The organism is Aurantimonas litoralis (assembly GCF_026153195.1).
GTDB classification, from domain to species: Bacteria; Pseudomonadota; Alphaproteobacteria; order Rhizobiales; family Rhizobiaceae; genus Aurantimonas; species Aurantimonas coralicida.
In genome coordinates this window covers 565,811-589,503 of record NZ_JAPFBM010000001.1, presented here as the reverse complement: position 1 = coordinate 589,503, position 23,693 = coordinate 565,811, and the positions used below count along the sequence as shown (strand labels likewise).

Sequence of the window (23,693 nt, the reverse complement as noted above, 5' to 3'; positions counted from 1 at the left end):
AGGAGCCGCGGTCGCCGCTGAACTCTCCCGCACATCCCGGTATCCGCCGTCGCCGCGCCTGTCGAAGGGCGCGGTGACGCGTCGTCGCGCGTCCCTCGTATGCGGCAATGCACATGCATGGCTGGGAAACCATCGGCGCGACCATACATTAGGCGCACAGGAGTTTCGAACCGGGAGCGCACCCCATGTCCTTTCGTCAGGAAAAGCTGACGCGGCCGATCTTCAAATGGGCGAAGACGGTGATGCCGCCGATTTCGGCCACGGAACGCGAGGCCATCGACGCCGGCACCGTGTGGTGGGACGGGGAGCTCTTCACCGGCAATCCCGACTGGGACAAGCTGGTCGCCATGCCGCCGGCGCGGCTGTCGCCCGACGAGCAGGCCTTCCTCGACGGCCCCGTCAACGAGCTCTGCGGCATGATCGACGAATGGAAGCTTGTCTGGGAGGACCGCGACCTGCCGCCCGAAGTCTGGGACTTCATGCGCCGCAAGAAGTTCTTCGGCATGATCATCCCGAAGGAATATGGCGGCCTCGGCTTTTCCAACACCGCCCATTCGGAAGTCGTGCGCAAGGTCTCCTCGGCCAGCGTCGTCGCCGGCGTCACGGTGATGGTGCCCAACTCGCTCGGACCCGGCGAGCTGATGCTGCATTTCGGCACGCAGGAGCAGCGCGATCACTGGCTGCCGCGTCTGGCCGACGGCCGCGAGATCCCCTGCTTCGGCCTGACCTCGCCGGAAGCCGGCTCCGACGCGGCAGCGATGACCGATCGCGGCGTCGTCGAATATGGCGAACACGAGGGCGAGCGCAAACTCGGCATCCGCCTCAACTTCCACAAGCGCTACATCACGCTCGGTCCGGTCGCGACGGTGATGGGCCTCGCCTTCAAGATGTTCGACCCCGAGAACCATCTCGGACGCGGCGAGGAACTCGGCATCACCGTGGCGCTGATCCCGACCGACACGCCCGGGGTCCGCACCGGCGACCGGCATATCCCCGCCTTCACCTATTTCCAGAACGGCCCGCTCTATGGCGAGGACGTGTTCATTCCGCTGGACTGGATTCTCGGCGGGGCCGAGCAGATCGGCCAGGGCTGGACCATGCTGATGACGGCGCTGGCCGCCGGGCGCGGCATTTCGCTGCCGTCGCAATCGGCCGCGGCGGCCGCCTTCTGCGCCCGCACGACCGGCGCCTATGCCCGCGTGCGCACCCAATTCAACGTGCCGATCGGCATGTTCGAGGGCATCCAGCAGCCGCTCGCCGAGATCGCCGCCAACGCCTATCTGATCGACGCCGCGCGGCGACTGACCGTGGCGGCGCTCGACGAGGGCCACAAGCCCTCGGTCGTGTCGGCGATCATGAAGGCCCACGCCACCTATCGCATGCGTGAGTCCGTCGAGCGGGCCATGGACATCCATGGCGGCAAGGGCATCATCGACGGGCCGAAGAACTATCTCAGCGCCCAGTACAAGTCGGTCCCCATCGGCATCACCGTCGAGGGCGCCAACATCCTGACCCGCAGCCTGATGATCTTCGGGCAGGGCGCCATCCGTGCCCATCCCTACATGCTGAAGGAATTGCTGGCCCTGTCCGACGAGGACGAGGATCGCGGGCTGAAGGAGTTCGACACGCATTTCTGGAAGCATGTCGGCCATTCGCTGACCAATGCGTTCCGCTGCTTCGTGCGCGGCTGGACCGGCGGCATGGCCGCACCGGCGCCCAAGAACGCGGCCTTCATCGGCCATTGGCGCCAGCTCTCGCGCTTCGCCTCGGCCTTCGCGCTGGTCGCCGATTTGTCGCTGCTGACGCTGGGCGGAGCGCTGAAGCGCAAGGAGATGCTGTCGGCCCGGCTCGGCGACATTCTCTCCGAGCTGTATCTCCTCGGCGCCGTCCTGAAGCGCTTTGAGGTCGAGGGCCGCCCGGAGGTGGACCGCCCGATCGTCGAGTTCATCATGCAGAAGGGCTACAACCGCATGTCGCTCGCCTTCGAGGGCGTGTTCGACAATCTGCCGGCCCGCTGGGCCGCGGCGGTGACCCGCGTTCTGGCCTTCCCGCTGGGCGTGCCCTTCCAGGAGCCGTCGGACGAGCTGACCGGCGAGGTCGCCGCGATCCTGATGCGGCCGTCCTCGCAGCGCGATCGCCTGACGCCGGACATCTACCTCGGCGAGGGCCATGCCGAGCATCCGGTCAAGGATCTGGAACTCGCCTTCGAGCTCGTCACCGAGGCGGCGCCCATCGAGAAGAAGATGCGCGAGGCGAAGATGCGCGATCCGGCCGAGGCACGGGATGCCGGCATCATCACCGATGCCGAGTTTGACCGTCTGGCCGAGGCCAAGGCGGCGGTCGACAAGGTCGTGGCCGTCGATGCCTTCCCGATGGCCGACGTGTCCCCCATCGCCTCCCAGCACGACCGCAACCGCACCGGAGGCGACGAAACCCACCGCGAGGCAGCCGAATAATGACCAGACCCGTCTATCTCGTCGACGGCGCGCGCACGCCCTTCATCAAGGCGCGGGGCAAGCCCGGACCGTTCTCGCCCGTCGATCTCGCGGTCCAGTGCGGGCGGCCCCTGATGCTGCGCCAGCCCTTCGGCCCGGACGCCATCGACCTCGTCATCCTCGGCTGCGTCAATGTCGTGGCCGACGAGATGAACCCGGCGCGGGTGGCCGCCCTGCGGCTCGGTCTCTCGGAAGAGATCCCGGCCTTCACCGTGCAGATCAATTGCGGCTCGGGCATGCAGTCGATCGACACGGCGTTCCGGACCATCGAGCTCGGCAAGGCCGACATGGTGCTGGCCGGCGGTGCCGAGGCGCTGAGCCATTCGCCGCTGGTGCTGCGCCGCGGCGCGGTCGACTGGTTCGCCAGGCTGAACGGCGCCCGCTCGACTACCGACCGGCTGAAGGCCTTCACCGGCCTGAAGCCCGAGTTCCTGAAGCCGGTGATCGGGCTGGAGCGGGGACTGACCGATCCGATCTCCGATCTCAACATGGGCCAGACCGCCGAGATCCTGGCGCATCTCTTCGACATCTCGCGGCGCGACGCCGACAGCTACGCCGCCGAGAGCCACAACCGGCTCGCCCACGCCACCAGGGAAGGCTGGCTGAAGGACGAGATGTTGCCGGCTTTCTCGCGCGACGGCGAGGTCTTCGACCATGACGACGGCGTGCGGCCGGGCTCCACCGCCAAGAGCCTTGCGAAGCTGAAGCCGGTCTTCGAGCGCCCCTATGGCAAGGTGACGGCCGGCAACGCTTCGCAGATCACCGATGGCGCGTCATGGACGATCCTCGCCTCCGAGGAGGCCGTCGAGCGCCATGGCCTGACGCCGCTGGCGCGGATCGTCGATTCCGAATGGGGCGCGCTGGACCCGTCGATCATGGGGCTCGGCCCGGTGGTCTCGACCGCGCCGATCCTCAAGCGGCAGGGAATGGGCGTGGCCGACGTCGATCTGTGGGAGCTGAACGAGGCCTTCGCGGCGCAGGTTCTGGCCTGCATCGCTGCCTTCGACGATCCGAAGGTCGCCGACGGCGTTCTCGGCCTCGACGGGCGCGGCGGTCGCATCGACCACGCCAACATCAATGTCGATGGCGGCGCCATCTCGCTCGGCCATCCGGTGGGCACCAGCGGCAACCGCATCACCCTGCATCTGGCCAATGCCATGCGCCGGCTCGGCCGCAGGCGCGGCATCGCCACCGAGTGCATCGGCGGTGGCCTCGGCGGCGCCATGCTTCTGGAAGCGGCCTGACCCGCCCCGCCGCCGGACCGCGAACCGGTCCGGGCGCCTGACCTTCGACGAAAGACGAGAGCACACCCATGGGCAGAATGCTGAAGGCACTATCCGAACGCGCCCTCGAACTCGGGCCGGTGCGTGACGCGGAGCAGACCGGCAACTGGCGCGCCGCCACGGACGACGACTACGTCTACTGGCTGGTGCTCGACCGCCCCGGCAAGTCGGTCAACACCATCGACCGCAGCGTGATCGAGGAGCTGTCGCACCACGTCGACCAGATCATCGACCAGCGCCCCTCGGCCGTCGTCATCCGCTCGGCCAAGCCGTCGGGCTTTGCCGCCGGCGCCGACATCCAGCAATTTTCCGGCGCCTCGACCGGCGAGATCCGCGGCATGCTCAAGGAAGCCCATCTCGTCCTCGACCGGCTGTCGAAGGTGAAGGCCAAGACCATCGCGGTCATCCACGGCCACTGTCTCGGCGCAGGGCTTGAACTGGCGCTGGCCTGCGACCGGCGCATCGCCGTCGCCGACGCCAGCCTCGGCTTTCCCGAAGTCATGCTCGGCCTGCATCCGGGGCTTGGCGGAACCTACCGCTCGACCGCCATCGCCGATCCGGTCGAGGCGATGACCATGATGCTGACCGGCAAGTCGATGCCGGCGAAGAAGGCGAAGTCGATCGGCCTCGTCGACGCGGTGGTCGAGGAGCGGCACGTCGCCTCGGCCGTGCAGGCCGCGCTCTACAACGATCTGCCGACCGCGAGCCGCAGCCTGAAGGGGCACGCCTTCTCGGTGAAGCCGGCGCGCTCGCTGGCCGCCAAGCAGATGCGCAAGAGCGCCGCCGCCAAGGCGCCCCAGGAACACTATCCGGCGCCCTACCGGCTGATCGATCTGTGGGAAGCCCATGGCGGCGACGCCAAGGCCATGCAGGAGGGCGAGATCGACAGCTTCGCCGAGCTGATCGAGACCGACACGGCCCAGAACCTCGTGCGGGTGTTCTTCCTGCGCGAGACCATGCGCGGCCTGAAGGACGGGACATCCGGGATCCGGCACGTCCATGTGGTGGGCGCCGGCGCCATGGGCGGCGACATCGCCGCCTGGGCGGCGCGCGAGGGCTTTACCGTGACGCTGGGCGACGTTGCCACCGCGCCGATCGGCAAGGCGATCAGGGCGGCCCAGAAGATGCTGAAGGCGACCCTGAAGGACCCGCTGAAGGTGCGCGACGCGCTCGACCGGCTGGTGCCGGACCCGATGGGCTACGGTATCGGCCGCGCCGACATCGTCATCGAGGCGGCGCCCGAGAAGATCGAGCTGAAGCGCAAGATTTACGCCGAGCTCGAGCCGCAGCTGAAGGAGGGGGCGCTGCTGGCGACCAACACCTCGGCGCTGCCACTGGCCGACCTCGCCGCCGGTCTCGCCGATCCCTCGCGCCTCGTCGGACTGCATTTCTTCAACCCGGTGTCGCGCATGCAGCTGATCGAGATCGTCAGCCACGATGCGATCAGCTCCGAGACGGCGCGCCGGGCGACCGCCTTCGCGGTGGAGCTGTCGCGCCTGCCGGCCCCGGTCACCTCGGCGCCCGGCTTCCTCGTCAACCGCTCGCTGACGCCGTACATGGCCGAGGCGCTGATCATGGTCGACGAGGGTATTCCGAAGGAGCGCATCGACGCCTGCGCCGAAGGATTCGGCATGCCCATGGGCCCGGTCGAGCTGACCGACCAGGTCGGGCTCGACATCGCCCTCGACGTGTCGGCCTCATTGCGCGAACGCCTCGACACCGCCTTTCCGGATTCGCCCGGCTGGCTGCAGACCATGGTCGACGAGGGCCGGCTCGGCCGCAAGACCGGCGCGGGGCTCTATGCCTATGACGAGGACGGCAAGCCGAAAAAGCAGCGCCTCGACGCGCTGCCGGACGGCTCGAAGGACGATCCGGACATGCTCGACCGGCTGATCCTGCCGATGCTGAACGCGGTCGTGGCGTGCCTGCGCGAGGGCGTGGTGGAGAGCGAGGACGTCGCCGACGGCGCGATGATCTTCGGCACCGGGTTTGCACCGTTCCGCGGCGGCCCGATCCATTACGCGAAACAGCGCGGCATCGACGAGATCGTCGCCCGGATGAACGAACTGGCCGACAAGCATGGACCCCGCTTTGCGCCGGACGAGGGCTGGCAGCGCCTGAAGAGCTGATGACGCAACGCTTCACCGAGGCCGATGCGCTGGCCGACGCGGTGATCGCGGCGGTCGGCAAGACGATCGTCCTGGCGCTGCCGCTCGGCCTCGGCAAGGCGAACCATGTCGCCAACGCGCTCTACCGCCGGGCGCTGCGCGACCCGCAGGTCGAGCTGACCATCCAGACGGCCCTGTCCCTCGACCCGCCCTCCGGCGGCGAGGGACTGGAGGGCCGCTTTGCCGGGCCGCTGGCGAAGCGCCTCTACGACGGGGTGACCCGGCTGGACTATGTCGCGGACCGCCGGAACGATGCGCTGCCGCCCAATGTCCGGGTGGTCGAGTTCTTCCTCCAGGCCGGCGCGCTTCTGGGCAATCGCCACGCCCAGGAGAACTACGTCACGGCGAACTACACCCATGCGGCCGGCTACATCCTGGCCAGCGGCGTCAATGTCATCGGCCAGATGGTCGCGCCGTCGGCCGACCGCAGCCAATGGTCGCTGTCCTCCAACACCGACATGACGCTCGACCTCCTGCCAGCGATGGACGCGGCGCGCGAGCGGGGCCAGCCGATCCTCTTCGTCGGCGAGGCCAACGCGAACCTGCCCTTCATGGGCGGTCCGGCGGCCCTGCCCACCGAACGCTTCGATTGTCTGCTGGAAGGCGAGGACGTCGAAGCGGCGCGGCTGTTCTCCGTGCCCAAGCAGCCGATCGGCCCGGTCGAATACGCCATCGGCCTCTACAGCGCGGCGCTGGTGAAGGATGGCGGCACGATCCAGATCGGCATTGGCGGGATCGGCGACGCGCTCACCCATGCGCTCATCCTGCGCCATCGCGATCCGGCGACGTTCAAGGCGATGCTGACGGCCCTCGGCAACTGGCCGGAGAGCCTCGAGCCTGAGACCGAGCCGTTCCGCGAAGGGCTCTACGGCCTGTCGGAGATGTTCGTCGACGGGCTGCTGGAGCTGTTCGAGGCCGGCATCCTCCGGCGCCCGGCCAGCGACGGCAAGGTGCTGCATGGTGGCTTCTTCGTCGGCCCGCAGAGTTTCTACGCCCGGCTGCGGGAGATGGCGCCGGAGCGCCGCGCGCTCCTGTCGATGCGCGAGATCTCCTTCGTCAACGCAGTGCCGGCCGAAGACCGCGCGACCCACGCCGCCGATCGCTGCAACGCACGCTTCTTCAACGCCGCGATGCTGGCGACGCCGCTGGGCGACATCTGCTCCGACCAGCTCGACGACGGCCGGGTCGTCTCCGGCGTCGGCGGCCAGTACAATTTCGTCGCCCAGGCCTTCGATCTGCCCGACGCCCGCTCGGTCATCGGCCTGCCGTCCACCCGCGGCGCGAACGGGCCCTCGAACATCCTCTGGGCCTATGGCCACACCACCATCCCCCGGCATCTGAAGGACATCGTCGTCACCGAATATGGCGTCGCCGACCTGCGCGGCCGGACCGACCGCGACACGGTGGCGGCGATGATCGGGCTGGCCGACGGGCGGTTCCAGGCCGGGCTGGCCAGGGCGGCGATCGCCGCGACAAAGCTGGAGGCGGGCTTCGTGCCGCCACGGCGCAACAGGCGTGCGGATGTGGTCGAGGCCCTGCGACCCTATGCAGACAGGCTGCCGGCCTATCCGTTCGGCACGGCGCTGACCGCCGAGGAACGGCGGCTCGTGCCGGCGCTGAAGTTGCTGAAGTCGGTGAAAGCTGATCGCCTCGCCCTGGCGCGCCTGGCACTCGTCGGCTGGCGCATGACGCCCGATCCGCGCGAGGAGGCGGCGCTGCAACGCATGGGGCTGGACGACCCGTCGGGGTGGCGGGAGAAGGGTCTATCGGCGGTTCTGGCCGGCGCGCTGCGCGCAACGCGCGACGACCCGCTGGGCCGGCCTTGGTCGTGAGGGGACCGGTCCGCGTGTCAGACCGCCACGCAGAGCGAGGACTGGCTGCCGAGGCCGGTGCCGCCGACGGTGATCCGGTCACCGGCCTTCAGGAAGCGCGGCGGGTCGTAGGACAGGCCGACGCCGCCCGGCGTGCCCGTCAGTATGACGTCGCCCGGCTCCAGCCGCATGAAGCGGGAGATGTAGGAGATCAGATACGGCACCTTGAAGATCATGCCGGCGGTGCTGGCGCTCTGCTGCCGCTCGCCGTTGACGTCGAGCCAGAGATCGATCGCGTCATGGTCGCCGATCGCATCCGGCGTCACCAGCCACGGCCCGAGCGGCGCGAAGGTGTCGTGCGACTTGCCCTTCGACCACTGGCCGCCGCGCTGCAGCTGGAAGCTGCGCTCGGTGACGTCGTTGGCGAGGGTGAAGCCGGCGACATGCCGCATGGCCTCTTCGACGCTGACATATTTGGCCGTGCGACCGATCACCACGGCCAGTTCGACGCCCCAGTCGACGCGGCTCGCCAGCTTGGGCAGTTCGATGCGGTCGTTCGGCCCGCAGGCCGCCGTCGCCGCCTTCAGGAACAGCGTCGGTTCGGGATTGACCTTGAACCCGGCCTGGGCCGCGGCGTCGTGATAGTTCGGGCCGACGCCGACGATCTTGCCGATGCGCCGCACGGGCTTGCACAGCCGCACGCCATCGGCCACCAGTGGGAGCGACGCGGGATCGAGCCGGCCGGCCGCGACGAGGCGGTCGGGATCGAGGGACTCGCTGGTCTGGGAGGAGAGATGCTCGGAGAGGTCGCGGATACGGTCGTCGTTGTCGAGCAGACCGGGCCGTTCAGAGCCCCGGTCACCATACCGCACGAACCGCATGCAAATCTCCCTTCGAGTGATGCCAGTAGAATGGTTCGGGCGGCTTTCGGTTCCGCTCCTGTTGATTGACGATTACGTAAAAGGTAATTGCGTCGTGAGCCCTGCCTCCGTCGCAATCCGCTCGGTTCGAGCATGAGGAGATCTACCATGTACAAGGCACCGGTCGATGACATCGCCTTCGCGCTGAAAAAGGTCGCGGGACTGGAAGCGGCGATGGAACAGGGCCTCCTGGGCGAACTGACCCCCGATTTGCTCGACGCCGTGCTGGAAGAGGCCGGACGCTTCGCCGGCGAGGAGATCGCGCCGCTGGCCGATGTCGGCGATCGCGAGGGGACCTCGGTGAAGGACGGCGTGGTGACGACACCGACCGGCTGGAAGGCGCTCTACGAGAACTGGTCGGCCGGCGGCTGGAACGCTCTGACCGGGCCGGAGGAATATGGCGGCCAGGGCCTGCCGACCTCGCTGTCGGCCGCCGTCTTCGAGATGTGGAACTCCGCCTCGATGGGCTTTGCCATCGGACCCACGCTGACAGTCGGCGCGGTCGAGGCGCTGGAGGCCCATGGCTCGGACGAGCTGAAGGCGACCTATCTGGAAAAGCTGGTCACCGGCGCCTGGATGGGCACGATGAACCTGACCGAGCCCCAGGCCGGTTCGGACCTGTCGGCGCTGAAGACCAAGGCCGAACGGGCCGATGACGGCAGCTACCGGATCTTCGGCCAGAAGATCTACATCACCTATGGCGAGCACGACTTCACCGACAACATCGTCCATCTGGTGCTGGCGCGCCTGCCCGACGCACCGGCCGGCGTGAAGGGCATCTCGCTGTTCCTGGTGCCGAAGTTCCTGGTCAACGCCGACGGATCGCTCGGGCGCCGCAACGACGCCTTCTGCCATTCGGTCGAGCACAAGCTCGGCATCCACGGCTCGCCCACCTGCACGATGATCTACGGCGACGGCAGCGTCGACGGCGAGGAGGCCGGCGCGGTCGGCTATCTGATCGGCGAGGAGAACCGCGGTCTCGCCTGCATGTTCACGATGATGAACAATGCCCGACTGCTGGTCGGCGTGCAGGGCATCGGCGTCGCCGAAGCCGCCTTCCAGAAGGCGCTCGACTACGCCCGCGAGCGCCGCCAGGGCCGTGCGACCCGGCTGGCGAAGAATCCCGAGGCCGGCGGCCAGATGAGCCCGATCCTCGACCATCCGGATGTCGCCCGCATGTTGCTGACGATGAAGTCGCTGACCGGCGCGGTGCGGGCCATCACCTATGCCTGCGGCCACGCGACCGACATGGCGAAGGCGCATCGCGCCGACGCCGAGGCGTCGGCGGCGTGGAAGGAGCGGGCCAACCTCCTGACGCCGATCGCGAAGGCGTTCTCCACCGATGTCGGCGTCGAGGTCGCCTCGCTCGGCATCCAGGTGCATGGCGGCATGGGCTTCGTCGAGGAGACCGGCGCCGCCCGGCTACTGCGCGACGCCCGCATCGCGCCGATCTACGAGGGCACCAACGGCATCCAGGCGATCGATCTCGTCGCCCGCAAGATCGGCCAGTCCGGCGGCGAGGCGGTGCGCCGCTATTTTGCCGAGCTGGACGAGACGATCGAGGCGGTGCGCGGCCAGAACGAGGCGGCCTTCGGCGAGACCGGCGATGCGCTCGCCGCGGCGATGGCCGATCTGCGCGAGACGACGGAGTTCCTGTCGAACGCCACGGCCGCCAGGGACATGGACACGGCGCTTGCCGGTGCGACGCCCTATCTGCGGCTGTTCGGCCTGACCTCCGGCGCGGTCTATCTCGCCAAGGCGGCGCTGGCCGACACGACCCGCACCGAGCGCGCCCATCTGGCACGCTTCATGGCCGAGAACCTCCTGTCGGAGACCGGTGCCCTGAAGCGGCAGGTCGTCGGCGGCGCCGCCAGCCTCGCGGCTGCCCATTCGATCCTGCAGTAGGACCGCGACCATGACCGATCTGATCCAGACGACGACCGAAAACGGCGTCCTGACCATCCGGCTGAACCGGCCGGACAAGAAGAACGCCATCACGCTCGACATGTACCGCACGATCACCGCCGCGCTTCAGGGCGCGGCCGGCGACGAGGCTGTGCGGGTGATCCTGATCTGCGGCGTGCCCGGCGCCTTTTCCGCCGGCAACGACATCAAGGACTTCCTGACGCTGGCACAGGGCGGGTTGCAGCGCACCGAGATCCACGAGTTCCTGACGACGGTCGCGACGGCGCCCAAGCCGATGATCGCTGCCGTCGACGGTCTGGCGATCGGCATCGGCACGACGCTGCTGATGCATTGCGACATGGCTTTTGCCTCGTCGCGCTCGGTCTTCCGTACGCCCTTCATCGATCTCGGCCTGACGCCGGAGGCCGCGTCCAGCCTGATCGGCCCGCGCATCATGGGCGACCAGCGGGCCTTCGCGCTGCTGGCGCTCGGCGACACCTTCGATGCGGAAGCGGCCCGCGAGGCGGGGATCGTCTACAAGGTCGTGGAAGACGACGTCGAGGCGGTGGCGCGCGAGACTGCCGAGCGGCTGGCCCAGAAGCCGCCCAGGGCCGTGGCGATCGCGCGCGAGCTTCTGCGCGGCGACCGCAAGGACATCGTGGCGCGGATAGAGCGGGAGATCGAGCACTTCTCCGAGCGGCTGACCTCGGACGAGGCCCGCGCCGCCTTCATGGCCTTCATGTCGCGCTGACGGATCAGCGCCCCGCGGCGCAGGGCCTGGCCGCGGGGCCTGTCAGGACTTGCCGCGCAGCGAGGCATCATCTGCGGTGTCGGAATCTTCGGCCGGCGTCTCGTCGTCCTCTTCAGCAAACAGGAACTTGTAGGTTCCCACCATGCCGATGACGCAGACGAGGGCGGCGATGACGAAGATCGGCCAGGTCGAATAGGCCTCGAAGAAATGCCGGAAGGCCGAGCCGAAGAGATAGGCACCGGCACCATAGGCGGCGCTCCACAGGGCGGCGCTGATGCAGTTGTAGAACAGGAAGATCGGCCAGCTCATCCGCATCGTGCCGGCGACGAAGCCGTTAAGCTGGCGCAGGATGATGACGAAGCGGGCGACCAGCACGACGGCGAAGCCGTAATTCTTGAACCGCTCCTCGACCATGGCGAAACGCTTTTCGCCTAGGCCGAAGCGCGAGCCCCAGCGCACGACGATCCGCCGCCCGTAGCGCCGGCCGACGACATAGCCGAGATTGTCGCCGACGATCGACCCGGCGAAGGCGGCGAACAGCACCGCCCAGATGTTCAGCGATCCTTCGCCGGCCAGCATGCCGGAGGCGACCAGAATGCTCTCGCCCGGCAGCGGAATGCCGGTGGATTCGAACAGCACGACCACGAACAGGAAGGCGTAGCCATACTGGGTGAGATATCCGGTCATGGCAGGGGCTTAGTCGCTCGGTCGCGGAGAATCAAAGGGATCGCGGCGGCGCGGGCGGCCGGTCAGCGCTCCAGAAGCGCGACCGCCTCGACATGGCGCGACCACAGGAACTGGTCCACCGGCGTCACCTCGACGAGGCGGAAGCCGCCATCGACGAGAATGCGCAGGTCGCGGGCCATCGTGACCGGATTGCACGAGACCGCGGCGACGCGGCTGATCTTCGATGCCGCGATCTCCTGCGACACCGCCTCGGCGCCGGCGCGTGGCGGATCGAAGACCAGGCCGTCATAGGCCTTCAGCTCCTTCGCCGGGATCGGCCGGCGATAGAGGTCGCGGCGCTCGGTCGTCAGCGGCTTCAGGCCGGGACGGGTGCGCCAGGCGGCGGTCATGGCGGCAAGCGGCGCGGCTTCCGATTCGACCGCATGGACCCGCGACTGGACGGCGAGACGCAGCGCGAAGGTGCCGGAGCCCGAGAAGAGATCGGCGACGTGCTTGGCGCCGGCCAGATGCTTCGTCACCCGCGATGCCATCGCGGTTTCGGCTGCGGCCACGGCCTGGACGAAGGCGCCGGGCGGCAACTCGACGGTGATGCCGTCGAAGGCGATCGAAGGCGGCCGCGTCATGACGAGGATCTCCCCGTCGACGGTGAGCCGCGCGAAGCCTTCGCCGACGGCCAGCGCAATAGCCTGGCGCCGCTTGCCCTCGGCCAGCTTGGGCGCCGCGGCGGCGGCGACGTCGAGACCGGTGTCGGTCACGGTCACGGTGAGTTTCAGCGGTGTCCTGCGATCGGCCAGCAGCGCGGCGAGCCGCTGCAACGCGGGCAGGGCCCGCTGGATCGCAGGCAGGGCAATCGGGCACACCTCGATCGGCACGATCTGGTCCGAATGGGCCGCATTGAAGCCGAGATGCACGGATTTGCCGGCGCCGACCGCCGACAGCGCCACCCGGCGACGCGACGCCGGCGGGCAGGTCACCAGCGGCGCGATCTCGGTGTCGAGGCCGACGCGCGCCAGGGCATCGACCACCACGTCGCGCTTGAAGGCGGTATAGAGCGCATCGTCGGCATGCTGCAGGTCGCAGCCGCCGCAGGTGCCGAAATGCGGGCAGGGCGGCGTCTGGCGCTGCGGCGAGGGGGTGAGGACAGCGTCGAGGCGGAAGCGGCGCCCGGCTTCGGTCGCCTCGACCCGCTCGCCCGGCAGGGTGAACGGCACGAAGGCCGGCCCGGAGGCCGTGTCGGCGACCCCGTCGCCCTGTGCCCCGAGCCGGTCGATGGTCAGTTCGAGGCTCATGATTTTTCGGCGATCAGCAGGAATTCGTGATTGCCGTCGCCGCCGGGGATCGGCGAGGGCGCGAGCCCCTTCACCTGCCAGTCGGGCTGGGCGGCGAGCCAGTCGCGCACGGCCTCGGCCACTTGCGGCGCGCTGTCGGGATCGCGCAAGAGGCCGTTCTTGGCGATCGCCTCGCGCCCGGCCTCGAATTGCGGCTTCACCAGGAAGACACCGGTCGTGCCGGGCTCCGCCAGTTCCAGCGCCGGCGGCAGCGCCAGCCGCAGGGTGATGAAGCTGACATCGGCGACCAGCAGATCGAAGGAGCGGCCGCCGATATCCTCGCGGGTCAGGTCGCGGGCGTTGAGGCCCTCGATCGGGGTGACGCGCGGATCGGCGGCGATGCGCGGATGCATCTGGCCGTGGCCGACGTCGATGGAGACCACATGGGCGACGCCGCGGCGCAGCAGCGCCTCGGTGAAGCCGCCGGTCGAGGCGCCGAGATCGACGGCCGTGCGGCCTTCGACGGGGATGGCGAACTGGTCGAGCGCCGCTTCCAGCTTCAGCCCGGCGCGCGAGACATAGTCGGCGGCCGGGTCGTCCAGCGTGATCTCGCTCTCGGGCGGCACGTTGAGGCTCGGCTTGGTGACGGTCTGCCCGTCGACCTTGACGTGACCGCGCATGATCGCGTCGCGCGCACGGGCGCGGCTGGCGGCAAGACCGCGGTCGCTGACGAGGACGTCGAGCCGGACGCGCGACAGATGTTGTTCTTCGGTGGAGGCCATCGGCAGGTCATGCGGCCAGCGGCGGCAAATGGCAAGCAGTAACGCGCGCGAAGCCCTATATCGAGGAGGAGGTTACGCCTGCAAGACGCGGCTGGCTTCGGTGCCGAGGGCGCGGAAGACGGCGTCGACGATGCCCTGCCGGTCGAGCGCCGCCTGGCGGATCATCGTCTCCGGCGCGGCGTGGTCGAGGAAGCGGTCGGGCATGATCAGCGGCCGGATCTTCAGGCCGTGGTCGAGCAGGCCGCGGGCCGCCAGATGTTCGAGCACCTGCGAGGCGAAGCCGCCGCTGGCGCCTTCCTCGACGGTGATCAGCACCTCGTGGTTGCGCGCAAGGCGACCGATCAGCTCGGTGTCGAGGGGCTTGGCGAAACGCGCATCGGCGACGGTGGTCGACAGGCCGAAGGTTTCCAGCTCTTCGGCCGCCGCGACGCTGTCGGCGAGGCGTGTGCCGAAGGACAGGATGGCGACCTTGGTGCCCTCCCTGACGATGCGGCCCTTGCCGATCTCCAGCGCCTCGCCGCGTTCCGGCATGTCGACACCGGTACCGTTGCCGCGCGGATAGCGGAAGGAGATCGGGCCGTCGTCATAGACGGCGGCGGTGCGCACCATGTGGCGCAGCTCCGCCTCGTCGGCGGCGGCCATCACCACCATGCCTGGCAGCGGGCACAGGAAGCCGGTGTCGAAGGAGCCGGCATGGGTCGGCCCGTCGGCGCCGACATAGCCGGCCCGGTCGATGGCGAAGCGCACCGGCAACTTCTGGATCGCCACGTCGTGGACGATCTGGTCGTAGGCGCGCTGCAGGAAGGTCGAGTAGATCGCGGCGAAGGGCTTGTAGCCCTCGCTGGCGAGCCCGGCGCAGAAGGTCACCGCGTGCTGCTCGGCGATGCCGACGTCGAAGGTGCGCTTGGGAAAGATCTCGCCGAACTTGTCGAGGCCGGTGCCGCTCGGCATGGCGGCGTTGACGGCGACGATCCTGTCGTCGTCCTGTGCTTCCTGGATGAGGCTGTCGGCGAAGACGCCGGTATAGCTGGGCGCATTGCCCTTGGACTTGGCCTGCGCACCGGTGATGACGTCGAACTTCGACACGCCATGATACTTGTCGGCGGAGTTCTCCGCCGGGCCGTAGCCCTTGCCCTTCTTGGTGACGACATGGACGAGGATCGGCCCGGTCTTGGCGTCGCGGACATTCTTGAGGACGGGCAGGAGATGGTCGAGGTCGTGGCCGTCGATCGGGCCGACATAGTAGAAGCCGAGCTCCTCGAACATCGTGCCGCCGGTGAAGAAACCGCGGGTATATTCCTCGGTCCGCCGGGCGCCCTCGCGGAAGAAGCCGGGCAGGTGCTGGCTGATCGACTTCGCCTGGTCGCGCAGGCTGCGATAGGTCTTGCCGGAGACGAGGCGCGCCAGATAGGCGCTCATCGCGCCGGTCGGCGGGGCGATCGACATGTCGTTGTCGTTGAGGATGACGATCAGCCGCGCGTCGAGCGCACCGGCATTGTTCATCGCCTCATAGGCCATGCCGGCGCTCATCGCGCCGTCGCCGATCACCGCGATGACGTTGTTCTTGCCCCCCGACAGGTCGCGCGCCACGGCCATGCCGAGGCCGGCGGAGATCGAGGTCGAGGAATGGCCGGCGCCGAACGGGTCGTATTCGCTCTCGGTGCGCTTGGCGAAGCCCGACAGGCCACCTTCCTGGCGCACGGTGCGCATGCCGTCGCGGCGCCCGGTGAGCAGCTTGTGGGGATAGGCCTGGTGGCCGACGTCCCAGATCAGCCGGTCGTCGGGCGTGTTGAAGACGTGATGGATCGCCACGGTCAGTTCGACCACGCCGAGCCCGGCGCCCAGATGGCCGCCGGTCTTGGAGACCGCGTCGATCAGGTCGGTGCGCAGCTCGTCGGCCACCTGCCGGAGCTGGCTTTCCTTCAGGGTCCGCAGATCGGCGGGGGAGGAAATCTGGTCGAGCAGTGGCGTTACCGACTTCGAAGACACTGGCGGGACCTTTCACTGCCTGTCAGACGCACGCGCCAGCGGCGCGAAACACTTTACATCGGTTCCAAAACGCGAGGTTCAACCCGCTGGCCGCAAACACGAACGGACAACGGCCGGAGGGAACGTCCGGTTGCCTTGCCCTTCGGGGAAGCGTCTCAATCGGGGTCGAGCGGCTCGGTGCCGACCGGCTTGCCGGCGCGGTTGAGCTTGATCTTCTCGACCTTGTCCTCGGCCACGGAGAGCAGCCGGTCGCAATGGTTCTTCAGCTTCTCGCCGCGCTCGTAGATACGGATCGAGCGGTCCAGCGGCACATCGCCGCGTTCGAGATCCGAGACGATGCGCTCCAGGGCCGCGAGGGCATTCTCGAAGCTCATCTCAGCGATGTCGGAATCGTCGGTCGGGAGCGGGGCGTCGTCGCGTTCGGGCATGGTGTCCGTCTGTCTGGTGTTTCCGAATGTCCGGTGCCGGGCCTCTTGTCGAAGAGGTCGTGGTCAGCCGGTCATCATCCGCTTCACATGGGCGGTGGTGGAGACCGCGAGGCCGTGCAGGTCGTAACCGCCTTCGAGAAGGCTCACAAGCCGGCCGTCGCAGGCCCGGTCGGCCAGCGCCATCAGTTCGGCGGTGGCCCAGTCGAAATCCGCCTCGGTCAGCTGCAGATTGGCCAGCGGATCGCGGTGATGGGCGTCGAAGCCGGCCGAGATGATGACGAGGTCGGGGTGGAAGTCCCGCAGCGCCGGCAGCACCCGCGAGCGGAACGCATCCTTGAAGACGTCGCTGCCGTCACCGGCCGACAGCGGCGCGTTGACGATGTTGCCCTGGCCGGTCTCGCCCTTGGCGCCGGTGCCCGGATAGAGCGGCATCTGGTGGGTCGAGCAGTACATCACCGACGAATCCTCCCAGAAGATGTCCTGGGTGCCGTTGCCGTGGTGGACGTCCCAGTCGACGATGGCGACGCGGTCGAGGCCGTGGACCGTCTGGGCGTGGCGCGCGGCGATGGCGGCGTTGTTGAACAGGCAGAAGCCCATCGCAGTCTGGCGTTCGGCATGGTGGCCGGGCGGGCGCGCCGCGACGAAGACATTGTCGCATTCGTCCGTCATCACGTCGTCGACGGCCGCCGTCGCCGCGCCGACGCCGTGCAGCGCCGCGGTGAAGCTCTTCGGGCTGACGATGGTGTCGTTGTCGACGCGCACCAGCCCTTCCTCGGGAATCGTCGTCGCGACCTTGCGGACGTAATCCTCCGGATGGCAGCGATAGATCGCCTCCAGCGATCCTTCCGGCGCCTCGGCCCGGTCGAGATGCTGGAACGCCTCGTCCTCGAGCGCGGCGGTGACCGCCTGCATGCGCTCGGGGCGCTCGGGATGGCCGGGACCGGTCAGATGCTCGGCGAAGATGGGGTGGTGATAGAGACGTGTCCGCATGGGGCGACCTTAGCGTCCTCGCGGACCTGTTCAACGATTTGTTTGACGATCCGGCCCGTGCCGGAGGCGGGGAGGGGCGTCAGCCCCGTCCGGTCTGGCCGCGATGGCGCAGATAATGGTCGGCCACCGTGCAGGCGACCATCGCCTCGCCGATCGGCACGGCGCGGATGCCGACGCAGGGATCGTGCCGGCCCTTGGTCATCACGTTGACCTCCTGGCCGTCAGCATCGACCGAGCGGGTCGGGGTGAGGATCGACGAGGTCGGCTTGACGGCGAAGCGCGCCACGACCGGCTGGCCGGTGGAGATGCCGCCCAGAATGCCGCCGGCATGGTTGGTCAGGAATTGCGGCGCGCCGTCGGGGCCGATGCGGATCTCGTCGGCATTCTCCTCGCCCGACAGGGTGGCGGCGGCGAAGCCGTCGCCGATCTCGACGCCTTTTACGGCGTTGATCGACATCAGATTGGCGGCGATGTCGCCGTCGAGCTTGGCGTAGATCGGCGCGCCGAGGCCGCCGGGCACGCCCTCGGCGACGACCTCGACGATGGCGCCGACCGACGAGCCGCTCTTGCGCACGGCGTCCAGATGCTCGGCCCAGCGTTCGGCGGTCTCGGCATCGGGGCAGAAGAACGGGTTGCGATCGACCTCGTCCCAGTCCCAGCGGCTGCGGTCGATGGCGATGGTGCCGATCTGGACGAGCGCCGCGCGGACCGTCAGGCCCGGCACGATCTGCCGGGCGATGGCGCCGGCCGCCACGCGGGTCGCGGTCTCGCGGGCCGAGGACCGGCCGCCGCCGCGATAGTCGCGCACGCCGTATTTCATGTCGTAGGTGATGTCGGCATGGCCCGGCCGGTAGCGCCGGGCGATATCGGAATAGTCCTTCGAGCGCTGGTCGGTGTTCTGAATCTCCAGAGCGATCGGCGTGCCGGTGGCGACGAGTTCGCCTTCGGCCTCGCCCGGCATGACGCCGGACAGCACCTTCACCTGGTCGGGCTCCTGGCGCTGGGTGGTGTAGCGCGACTGGCCGGGGCGGCGCTTGTCGAGATAGGCCTGGATGCCGGCTTCCGAGAACCGGGTTCCCGGGGGTGTCCCGTCGACCACGCAGCCGATCGCGATCCCGTGGCTCTCGCCCCAGGTGGTGACGCGAAAGAGATGACCGAAGCTGTTGTGGGACATGGAATTCCGCCGAAAGGAGAAGAGGCCTGGAGGAAGCCTCGCTTACGTTAGCTTAACCAAATCCGTCAAATGCAACGGATCGAAACGAATTGTAATTTTCGCGCACGAGAATTGACACAATCGGGGCCAAACATCGCAGCTGACAGACGCCCCGGAGAGGGGCAGCGAGAACGCCGCGTGCCATGATGGCGGTCGCGGCGGAGGTGGAAGGACCATACAGTGACCAGGCAGATTCTCGCATTCTTCGCGACGTCCTTTCTCACCGTGGCGATGACGATCCCGGCCATGGCGGAGGAAGTCGACGGCACCATCGAGGCGATCGACCGCGAGCACGCCCAGTTGCGCCTCAGCGACGGCGTCACCTATCGCCTGCCGGAGAATTTCGACTACGACGTGGTCGAGCCCGGCATGGACGTCGTGCTGATTTTCGGCGAGACCGAGACCCTGCGCATCGTCGACGCCGGCTGAGCAGCCCTCAGACCCAGGTCAGCCCGCCGTCGAGCCAGTGCAGGATGCGGTCCTGTGCGATGTCGCCGCGGGCGGCCGCCCGGTCGTCGAAGCCGCCATACATGCGCAGGATGCAGCGCGACACGCCGCCATGGGCGGTCACGATGGTCGGCCGCGACAGGCTTTCGAAGACGGGGCGCACCCGTTTGGCCAGAAGCGCATAGGATTCGGCCTTCTCGCCCGGCGGCACGAAGTTCCACTTGTCGGCCTTGCGCCGCTTCGGCCCGTCCGGATCGCTCTTGCGGACCTCGTCGAGGGTAGAGCCCTGCCAGTCGCCGAAATGCAGCTCCACGAGGCGCGGATCGGTCTCGAAATCGTCCGGGGGAAGGTCCAGTTCGGTGCGGATGATCCGCATCGTCTCGACGGCACGGCCGAGCGGGCTCGACAGGAAGCTGAAGCCGGAGGCGCCGGCGCCGAGAATGTTGCGCAGGCACAGGCCGTTGCGCCGGGCCTGCTCGCGGCCGAGGGCGTTGAGCGGAATGTCTTCCTGACCCTGCAGCCGTCCCTCGGCGTTCCAGTCGGTCTGGCCGTGGCGGCAGAGATAGAGTTCGGTCGAAATCATCGCAGCATCCGCCATGGCGTCGGAGAGAGGGACCGGCTTACGGCAGGTCCTTGACCACCGAGATGTCGGGCGCGTCGACGGCCTTCATGCCGACAACGTGGTAGCCCGAATCGGCATGGTGGATTTCACCGGTCACCGAGCGCGACAGATCCGACAGGAAGTAGAGGCCGACATCGCCCACCTCTTCGATGGTCACGGTGCGACGCAGCGGCGCGTTGTACTCGTTCCATTTGAGGATGTAGCGGAAATCGCCGATGCCGGAGGCGGCCAGCGTCTTGATCGGGCCGGCGGAGATGGCGTTGACGCGGATGTTCTTCGGGCCGAGATCGACCGCCAGATACTGGACGCTCGCCTCGAGCGCGGCCTTGGCGACACCCATGACATTGTAGTTCGGCATCACCTTCTCGGCGCCGTAATACGACATGGTCAGCATGGAGCCGCCGTCGGTCATCAGCTTCTCGGCGCGCTGGGCGACAGCCGTGAAGGAATAGACCGAGATCAGCATGGTCTTGGAGAAATTCGCCTCGCTCGTGTCGACATAGCGACCGGTCAGCTCGTCCTTGTCGGAGAAGCCGATGGCGTGAACGAGGAAGTCGAGCTTGCCCCATTCGTCCTCGATGGTCTTGAAGCAGGCGTCGATGGAGGCGGCGTCGCTGACGTCGCAATGGCCGACGACCAGGGCGTCGAGCTCCTTGGCCAGCGGTTCGACCCGCTTGCGCAACGCGTCGCCCTGATAGGTGAAGGCGAGTTCCGCACCGGCCTCGCGGGCCGCCTTGGCGATGCCCCAGGCGATCGAGCGGTTGTTGGCGACGCCCATCACGAGGCCACGCTTGCCGGTCATCAGACCCTTCGATTCGGCCATGGCGCGACTCCCTCAAGACAGCGTGCAAACAATGCTTTGGCGGCGGCGGGTATGGCATAGGCCCGCCGGGCCTTCAAGCAGGGTTGCGCCGCCCTGTCCGGCAGGGGCGTCGTTTGCCGGCCGACCGTGGCCGATCAGCCGATGGCATCCTCGCGCTCGGCCTGCTTCTGGAACAGCGCGGCGAGATCGGCGTCGCCCTCGGGCAGCATGATGCGCACCGACGCCATCAGGTCGCCGCGTCCGCCGGCCTTCGTGGTCAGGCCCTTGCCGCGCAGGCGAAAGGTCTTGCCGGAATTCGTCCAGGCCGGAATGGTCAGCGCGATGCGGCCGTCGAGGGTCTCGACCTCGACCCTGCCGCCGAGCACCGCGGTCTTCAGCGGGACGGGCAGGTCGTGGATCAGGTCGCGACCGTCGATGCGGAAGCGTGGGTGGGGCGCGAACTGCACGGTGACCAGCGCGTCGCCGGGCTTGCCGCCGGGCACCGGGGCGGGCTGGCCCTGGCCCTTGAGGCGGATCGTCTGGCCGTCCTCGACGCCTTCCGGCAGCCGGATCGCCAGCCGCTTGCCGGTCGGGAAGATCGCCTCGACCTTGGCGCCGGAGACGACGTCGGCCAGCTTCACCTTCAGATTGGCGTTGATGTCCTCGCCCCTAGTGCTGGCGTTGCGGGCGCCGGCAAAGCCGGGTCCCGCCGACCGCCGACCACCGGCCGCACCGGCAAAGGCCTGCTCGAAGAAGTCCGAGAACAGCCCCTCGGCGCCCATATCCTCCGGGCCGCCCGTCGAGCGGAAGTCGAAACCGCCGGGCCGCTGGCCGCGCCCGCCGCCGAAGCCGCCGGCACCGAACGGGCTGCCGCCACCGCCGCCGAAGCCCTGGAACTTCGCCTTGCCCTCGGCGTCGATCTCGCCCCGGTCGAACTGCGCGCGCTTGTCCTTGTCACCGAGAATCTCATAGGCCTGATTGGCCTCGTTGAAACGCGCCGCAGCCTTCGGATCGCTGGCATTGGCATCCGGGTGATACTGCTTGGCGAGCTTGCGAAAGGCGGACTTGATATCCTTTTCGCTCGCTGTCTTGGCAACGCCGAGGACGGCGTAAGGGTCGCGCATGACGCAATGGGTCCTTCACGAATGATGGCTGGGCGAATGTGACGCGGCGGGACCGCGCCCTGCGCCTATATGGTGGATGCCATCGTGAAATTTAAGGGTCGAGGACCCGGATCGGCTGCGGTGCCGCCTCAGCCATTCTCGTCGAAGCGGACCAGGGCCCATTCGCCGGCACCGGTGGTGCAGGCCTCGCCATTGTAGAGCGCGACGCCGTCGAAGCGCTGGCGCGATGTCTGGAAGGTCCGGCAGATGCGCGAGCCGTTGCGCACCTCCTGCAAAGCGCTGATCACGCCGTTGGTGCCGGTCTGCGGATTGGCCCAGGGATAGCTCTTGGCCGCCGCCTCGATGTCGGCGGTCGAGACCGCGTTGCGCACCGTGCGCCGGTCGGACAGGCGCTCGAGATCGGGGATCGCCGAATTGTCGGCCGTGGCCGCGGGGGCAGGGGGCGGCGTGATCGAGCCGGTGATCAGCGTGTCGTCGATCATGTCGGCCGCATTCGGGCCGGCGACCACGCATCCGCCGAGCGCGAGCGCAAGCAGGCCGGCCAGGAGAATTTGGAACGATGCCATCGATCTCTTATCTGTTACGGCGCCGCGCCGCGAATCGTTGCGACGATGTCATATGCAAAGGATCATGACGATAATGGCTAGCGAAGCCTTAACTCTTGGTGAAAGACCCGTCGGCGACGATCCGATCGCGCTGTTTTCGGCCTGGCTGGAAGACGCCGAGGCGAGCGAGCCCAACGATCCCGGCGCGGTGGCGCTGGCGACGGTCGACCCATCCGGCCTGCCGGATGTGCGCATGGTCCTGTTGAAGGAGTTCGATGCGCGCGGTTTCGTCTTCTACACGAATTTCGAGAGCGCCAAAGGGGCGCAGCTTCTGGCCAGCCGCAAGGCGGCCATGTGCTTCCACTGGAAGTCGCTGCGCCGGCAGGTGCGCCTGCGCGGTCCGGTCGAGATCGTCTCCGACGCCGAGGCCGACGCCTATTTCGCCTCGCGCCCGCAGGGCAGCCGCATCGGCGCTTGGGCGTCCGACCAGTCGCGCCCGCTGGCAAGCCGGGACGTGCTGGAGGAGAAGGTCGCCGCGCTCGGCGCCGAATATGGCGACGGCCCGGTGCCGCGCCCGCCGCACTGGTCGGGCTTCCGGCTGATGCCGACCCAGATCGAGTTCTGGCACGACGGCCAGTTTCGCCTGCACGACCGCGCCATCTTCACGCCGCGCGGCGAGCCGGGCACCGGCTGGGACGTGGAGCGGCTCTACCCGTAAGGACGGCCGGTCCGCGGCTCAGCGCCGCGCCAGCATCTCGTCGACGAAGTCGGGGACGAGGCGGCTGGCCGGCCCGTGCCGCGCTTCGGAAAACAGCGAGGTGCCGGCCGAGGGCTCGAGATTGAGCTCCAGCGTCCGGCTGCCATGAGCCCGCGCATCCTCGACGAAGCCGGCGGCGGGATAGACCGCGCCGCTGGTGCCGATCGACACGAACAGGTCTGCCGCGGCCAGGCGGTCGTAGATCATGTCCATGTGGTACGGCATCTCGCCGAACCACACGACGTCCGGCCGTATGCCCGCCAGGCTGCCGCACTGGCGGCAGGCCAGCTCCGTCGACAATTGATCGGGCGATGCGGTGCGCGAACCGCAGCGGGCGCAGAGCGCCTTGGCCAGTTCGCCATGCATGTGGATCACGTCGCGCGAGCCGGCCCGCTCGTGCAGATCGTCGATGTTCTGGGTGACCACCGTGACGCTGCCGGAAAATTCCCGCTCGAGCCGCGCCAGAGCGAGATGGGCCGGGTTGGGCTTCACGCCCGCGAGCCCCGCCCGCCGCTGATTGTAGAAATGATGGACCATGGCCGGGTCGCGGGCAAAGCCCTCCGGCGTCGCCACGTCCTCCAGCCGGACCTTCGACCAGATCCCGCCGACGTCGCGAAACGTGTCGACGCCGGATTCGGCCGAGATGCCGGCGCCTGTCAGGATGAGGATCGACTGGAACTGCATGGCACTCGTCCGGCTGTCGGGG

At 68.3% G+C, this 23,693-nt stretch carries 21 protein-coding genes; 8 read left to right on the top strand and 13 right to left on the bottom strand.

The window, feature by feature from the left end:
• Positions 1-185: 185 nt before the first annotated feature.
• The 4 genes from N7I30_RS02825 to N7I30_RS02810 all read left to right on the top strand — a co-directional run bounded on the left by N7I30_RS02825 (position 186) and on the right by N7I30_RS02810 (position 7,778).
• Positions 186-2,456 carry an acyl-CoA dehydrogenase gene (locus N7I30_RS02825; RefSeq protein WP_498636557.1) on the top strand — a complete coding sequence of 757 codons (2,271 nt, stop codon included), beginning with the start codon at positions 186-188 and terminating at the stop codon, positions 2,454-2,456.
• Positions 2,456-3,739 (top strand): acetyl-CoA C-acetyltransferase, encoded by a 1,284-nt coding sequence (locus N7I30_RS02820; RefSeq protein WP_187391330.1) that lies wholly within the window; start codon positions 2,456-2,458, stop codon positions 3,737-3,739. The genes N7I30_RS02825 and N7I30_RS02820 overlap by 1 nt, the downstream gene beginning before the upstream one ends.
• Before the next feature lie 68 nt (positions 3,740-3,807).
• Entirely contained in the window at positions 3,808-5,907 is a 2,100-nt protein-coding gene (locus N7I30_RS02815) for a 3-hydroxyacyl-CoA dehydrogenase NAD-binding domain-containing protein (protein ID WP_498636555.1), read from the top strand.
• On the top strand, positions 5,907-7,778 hold the full coding sequence (locus N7I30_RS02810) for an acetyl-CoA hydrolase/transferase C-terminal domain-containing protein (protein WP_498636553.1): 1,872 nt from the start codon (positions 5,907-5,909) through the stop codon (positions 7,776-7,778). The genes N7I30_RS02815 and N7I30_RS02810 overlap by 1 nt, the downstream gene beginning before the upstream one ends.
• Before the next feature lie 17 nt (positions 7,779-7,795).
• On the opposite strand, the gene N7I30_RS02805 is transcribed toward N7I30_RS02810, so the two are convergent.
• The gene (locus N7I30_RS02805; RefSeq protein ID WP_498636551.1) at positions 7,796-8,638 is read right to left on the bottom strand and encodes a fumarylacetoacetate hydrolase family protein; all 843 of its coding nucleotides are present in this window, start codon (positions 8,636-8,638) and stop codon (positions 7,796-7,798) included.
• A 147-nt stretch (positions 8,639-8,785) separates the two neighbouring features.
• Here N7I30_RS02805 and N7I30_RS02800 point away from each other — a divergent pair, with 147 nt between their 5' ends.
• Both N7I30_RS02800 and N7I30_RS02795 read left to right on the top strand, forming a co-directional pair.
• A complete protein-coding gene (locus N7I30_RS02800; protein WP_498636549.1) occupies positions 8,786-10,582 on the top strand; it encodes an acyl-CoA dehydrogenase family protein in 1,797 nt (598 codons plus the stop codon).
• A 10-nt stretch (positions 10,583-10,592) separates the two neighbouring features.
• Positions 10,593-11,333 carry a crotonase/enoyl-CoA hydratase family protein gene (locus tag N7I30_RS02795; protein ID WP_498636547.1) on the top strand — a complete coding sequence of 247 codons (741 nt, stop codon included), beginning with the start codon at positions 10,593-10,595 and terminating at the stop codon, positions 11,331-11,333.
• Between the two features lie 42 nt (positions 11,334-11,375).
• Here the strand turns inward: N7I30_RS02795 and N7I30_RS02790 are convergent, their stop codons facing one another.
• The 7 genes from N7I30_RS02790 to aroC form a co-directional block, all read right to left on the bottom strand.
• On the bottom strand, positions 11,376-12,020 hold the full coding sequence (locus tag N7I30_RS02790; protein ID WP_483213736.1) for a DedA family protein: 645 nt from the start codon (positions 12,018-12,020) through the stop codon (positions 11,376-11,378).
• A gap of 62 nt (positions 12,021-12,082) precedes the next feature.
• A complete protein-coding gene (locus N7I30_RS02785; RefSeq protein ID WP_498636544.1) occupies positions 12,083-13,309 on the bottom strand; it encodes a class I SAM-dependent RNA methyltransferase in 1,227 nt (408 codons plus the stop codon).
• Entirely contained in the window at positions 13,306-14,070 is a 765-nt protein-coding gene (locus tag N7I30_RS02780) for a TlyA family RNA methyltransferase (protein ID WP_498636542.1), read from the bottom strand. Before N7I30_RS02780 ends, N7I30_RS02785 begins: the two co-directional genes overlap by 4 nt.
• A 72-nt stretch (positions 14,071-14,142) precedes the next feature.
• Positions 14,143-16,059, bottom strand: a complete 1,917-nt coding sequence (gene dxs / locus N7I30_RS02775; protein ID WP_498636540.1) for a 1-deoxy-D-xylulose-5-phosphate synthase — start codon at positions 16,057-16,059, stop codon at positions 14,143-14,145.
• Between the two features lie 155 nt (positions 16,060-16,214).
• A complete protein-coding gene (locus N7I30_RS02770) occupies positions 16,215-16,487 on the bottom strand; it encodes an exodeoxyribonuclease VII small subunit (protein WP_009210630.1) in 273 nt (90 codons plus the stop codon).
• A gap of 63 nt (positions 16,488-16,550) precedes the next feature.
• Positions 16,551-17,477, bottom strand: a complete 927-nt coding sequence (locus tag N7I30_RS02765) for a histone deacetylase family protein (RefSeq protein ID WP_498636537.1) — start codon at positions 17,475-17,477, stop codon at positions 16,551-16,553.
• A gap of 79 nt (positions 17,478-17,556) precedes the next feature.
• A complete protein-coding gene (aroC, locus tag N7I30_RS02760; RefSeq protein WP_498636535.1) occupies positions 17,557-18,651 on the bottom strand; it encodes a chorismate synthase in 1,095 nt (364 codons plus the stop codon).
• A gap of 219 nt (positions 18,652-18,870) precedes the next feature.
• Here aroC and N7I30_RS02755 point away from each other — a divergent pair, with 219 nt between their 5' ends.
• The gene (locus N7I30_RS02755; protein WP_040325888.1) at positions 18,871-19,119 is read left to right on the top strand and encodes a DUF1344 domain-containing protein; all 249 of its coding nucleotides are present in this window, start codon (positions 18,871-18,873) and stop codon (positions 19,117-19,119) included.
• Positions 19,120-19,126: 7 nt separating this feature from the next.
• On the opposite strand, the gene N7I30_RS02750 is transcribed toward N7I30_RS02755, so the two are convergent.
• The 4 genes from N7I30_RS02750 to N7I30_RS02735 form a co-directional block, all read right to left on the bottom strand.
• Complete coding sequence (locus N7I30_RS02750) at positions 19,127-19,720, bottom strand: histidine phosphatase family protein (RefSeq protein ID WP_498636532.1); 594 nt, start codon at positions 19,718-19,720, stop codon at positions 19,127-19,129.
• Between the two features lie 37 nt (positions 19,721-19,757).
• Positions 19,758-20,582, bottom strand: coding sequence for an enoyl-ACP reductase FabI (gene fabI, locus N7I30_RS02745; protein WP_491372455.1), 825 nt, complete (start codon positions 20,580-20,582; stop codon positions 19,758-19,760).
• A 134-nt stretch (positions 20,583-20,716) separates the two neighbouring features.
• On the bottom strand, positions 20,717-21,685 hold the full coding sequence (locus N7I30_RS02740) for a DnaJ C-terminal domain-containing protein (RefSeq protein WP_498636530.1): 969 nt from the start codon (positions 21,683-21,685) through the stop codon (positions 20,717-20,719).
• A gap of 128 nt (positions 21,686-21,813) precedes the next feature.
• Positions 21,814-22,251: an RT0821/Lpp0805 family surface protein gene (locus tag N7I30_RS02735; RefSeq protein ID WP_050767559.1), complete on the bottom strand. Its 438-nt coding sequence runs from the start codon at positions 22,249-22,251 to the stop codon at positions 21,814-21,816.
• Between the two features lie 73 nt (positions 22,252-22,324).
• Between N7I30_RS02735 and pdxH the strand changes: the two genes are divergently transcribed.
• Positions 22,325-22,948, top strand: coding sequence for a pyridoxamine 5'-phosphate oxidase (gene pdxH, locus N7I30_RS02730; protein ID WP_498636528.1), 624 nt, complete (start codon positions 22,325-22,327; stop codon positions 22,946-22,948).
• An 18-nt stretch (positions 22,949-22,966) separates the two neighbouring features.
• Here the strand turns inward: pdxH and N7I30_RS02725 are convergent, their stop codons facing one another.
• The gene (locus N7I30_RS02725; protein ID WP_498636526.1) at positions 22,967-23,671 is read right to left on the bottom strand and encodes an NAD-dependent deacylase; all 705 of its coding nucleotides are present in this window, start codon (positions 23,669-23,671) and stop codon (positions 22,967-22,969) included.
• Positions 23,672-23,693 lie beyond the last annotated feature (22 nt).

Excerpts from the sequence above, each read along its gene's own strand:
- N7I30_RS02765 (WP_498636537.1), bottom strand. The coding sequence starts at position 17,477 with ATGCGGACACGTCTCTATCACCACCCCATCTTCGCCGAGCATCTGACC.
- N7I30_RS02740 (WP_498636530.1), bottom strand. The coding sequence starts at position 21,685 with ATGCGCGACCCTTACGCCGTCCTCGGCGTTGCCAAGACAGCGAGCGAA.
- N7I30_RS02725 (WP_498636526.1), bottom strand. The coding sequence starts at position 23,671 with ATGCAGTTCCAGTCGATCCTCATCCTGACAGGCGCCGGCATCTCGGCC.
- N7I30_RS02800 (WP_498636549.1), top strand. The coding sequence starts at position 8,786 with ATGTACAAGGCACCGGTCGATGACATCGCCTTCGCGCTGAAAAAGGTC.
- N7I30_RS02795 (WP_498636547.1), top strand. The coding sequence starts at position 10,593 with ATGACCGATCTGATCCAGACGACGACCGAAAACGGCGTCCTGACCATC.
- N7I30_RS02770 (WP_009210630.1), bottom strand. The coding sequence starts at position 16,487 with ATGCCCGAACGCGACGACGCCCCGCTCCCGACCGACGATTCCGACATC.
- N7I30_RS02785 (WP_498636544.1), bottom strand. The coding sequence starts at position 13,309 with ATGAGCCTCGAACTGACCATCGACCGGCTCGGGGCACAGGGCGACGGG.
- N7I30_RS02815 (WP_498636555.1), top strand. The coding sequence starts at position 3,808 with ATGGGCAGAATGCTGAAGGCACTATCCGAACGCGCCCTCGAACTCGGG.
- N7I30_RS02820 (WP_187391330.1), top strand. The coding sequence starts at position 2,456 with ATGACCAGACCCGTCTATCTCGTCGACGGCGCGCGCACGCCCTTCATC.
- N7I30_RS02810 (WP_498636553.1), top strand. The coding sequence starts at position 5,907 with ATGACGCAACGCTTCACCGAGGCCGATGCGCTGGCCGACGCGGTGATC.
- aroC (WP_498636535.1), bottom strand. The coding sequence starts at position 18,651 with ATGTCCCACAACAGCTTCGGTCATCTCTTTCGCGTCACCACCTGGGGC.
- N7I30_RS02790 (WP_483213736.1), bottom strand. The coding sequence starts at position 12,020 with ATGACCGGATATCTCACCCAGTATGGCTACGCCTTCCTGTTCGTGGTC.
- N7I30_RS02805 (WP_498636551.1), bottom strand. The coding sequence starts at position 8,638 with ATGCGGTTCGTGCGGTATGGTGACCGGGGCTCTGAACGGCCCGGTCTG.
- N7I30_RS02735 (WP_050767559.1), bottom strand. The coding sequence starts at position 22,251 with ATGGCATCGTTCCAAATTCTCCTGGCCGGCCTGCTTGCGCTCGCGCTC.
- fabI (WP_491372455.1), bottom strand. The coding sequence starts at position 20,582 with ATGGCCGAATCGAAGGGTCTGATGACCGGCAAGCGTGGCCTCGTGATG.
- pdxH (WP_498636528.1), top strand. The coding sequence starts at position 22,325 with ATGGCTAGCGAAGCCTTAACTCTTGGTGAAAGACCCGTCGGCGACGAT.
- N7I30_RS02825 (WP_498636557.1), top strand. The coding sequence starts at position 186 with ATGTCCTTTCGTCAGGAAAAGCTGACGCGGCCGATCTTCAAATGGGCG.
- N7I30_RS02780 (WP_498636542.1), bottom strand. The coding sequence starts at position 14,070 with ATGGCCTCCACCGAAGAACAACATCTGTCGCGCGTCCGGCTCGACGTC.
- N7I30_RS02750 (WP_498636532.1), bottom strand. The coding sequence starts at position 19,720 with ATGATTTCGACCGAACTCTATCTCTGCCGCCACGGCCAGACCGACTGG.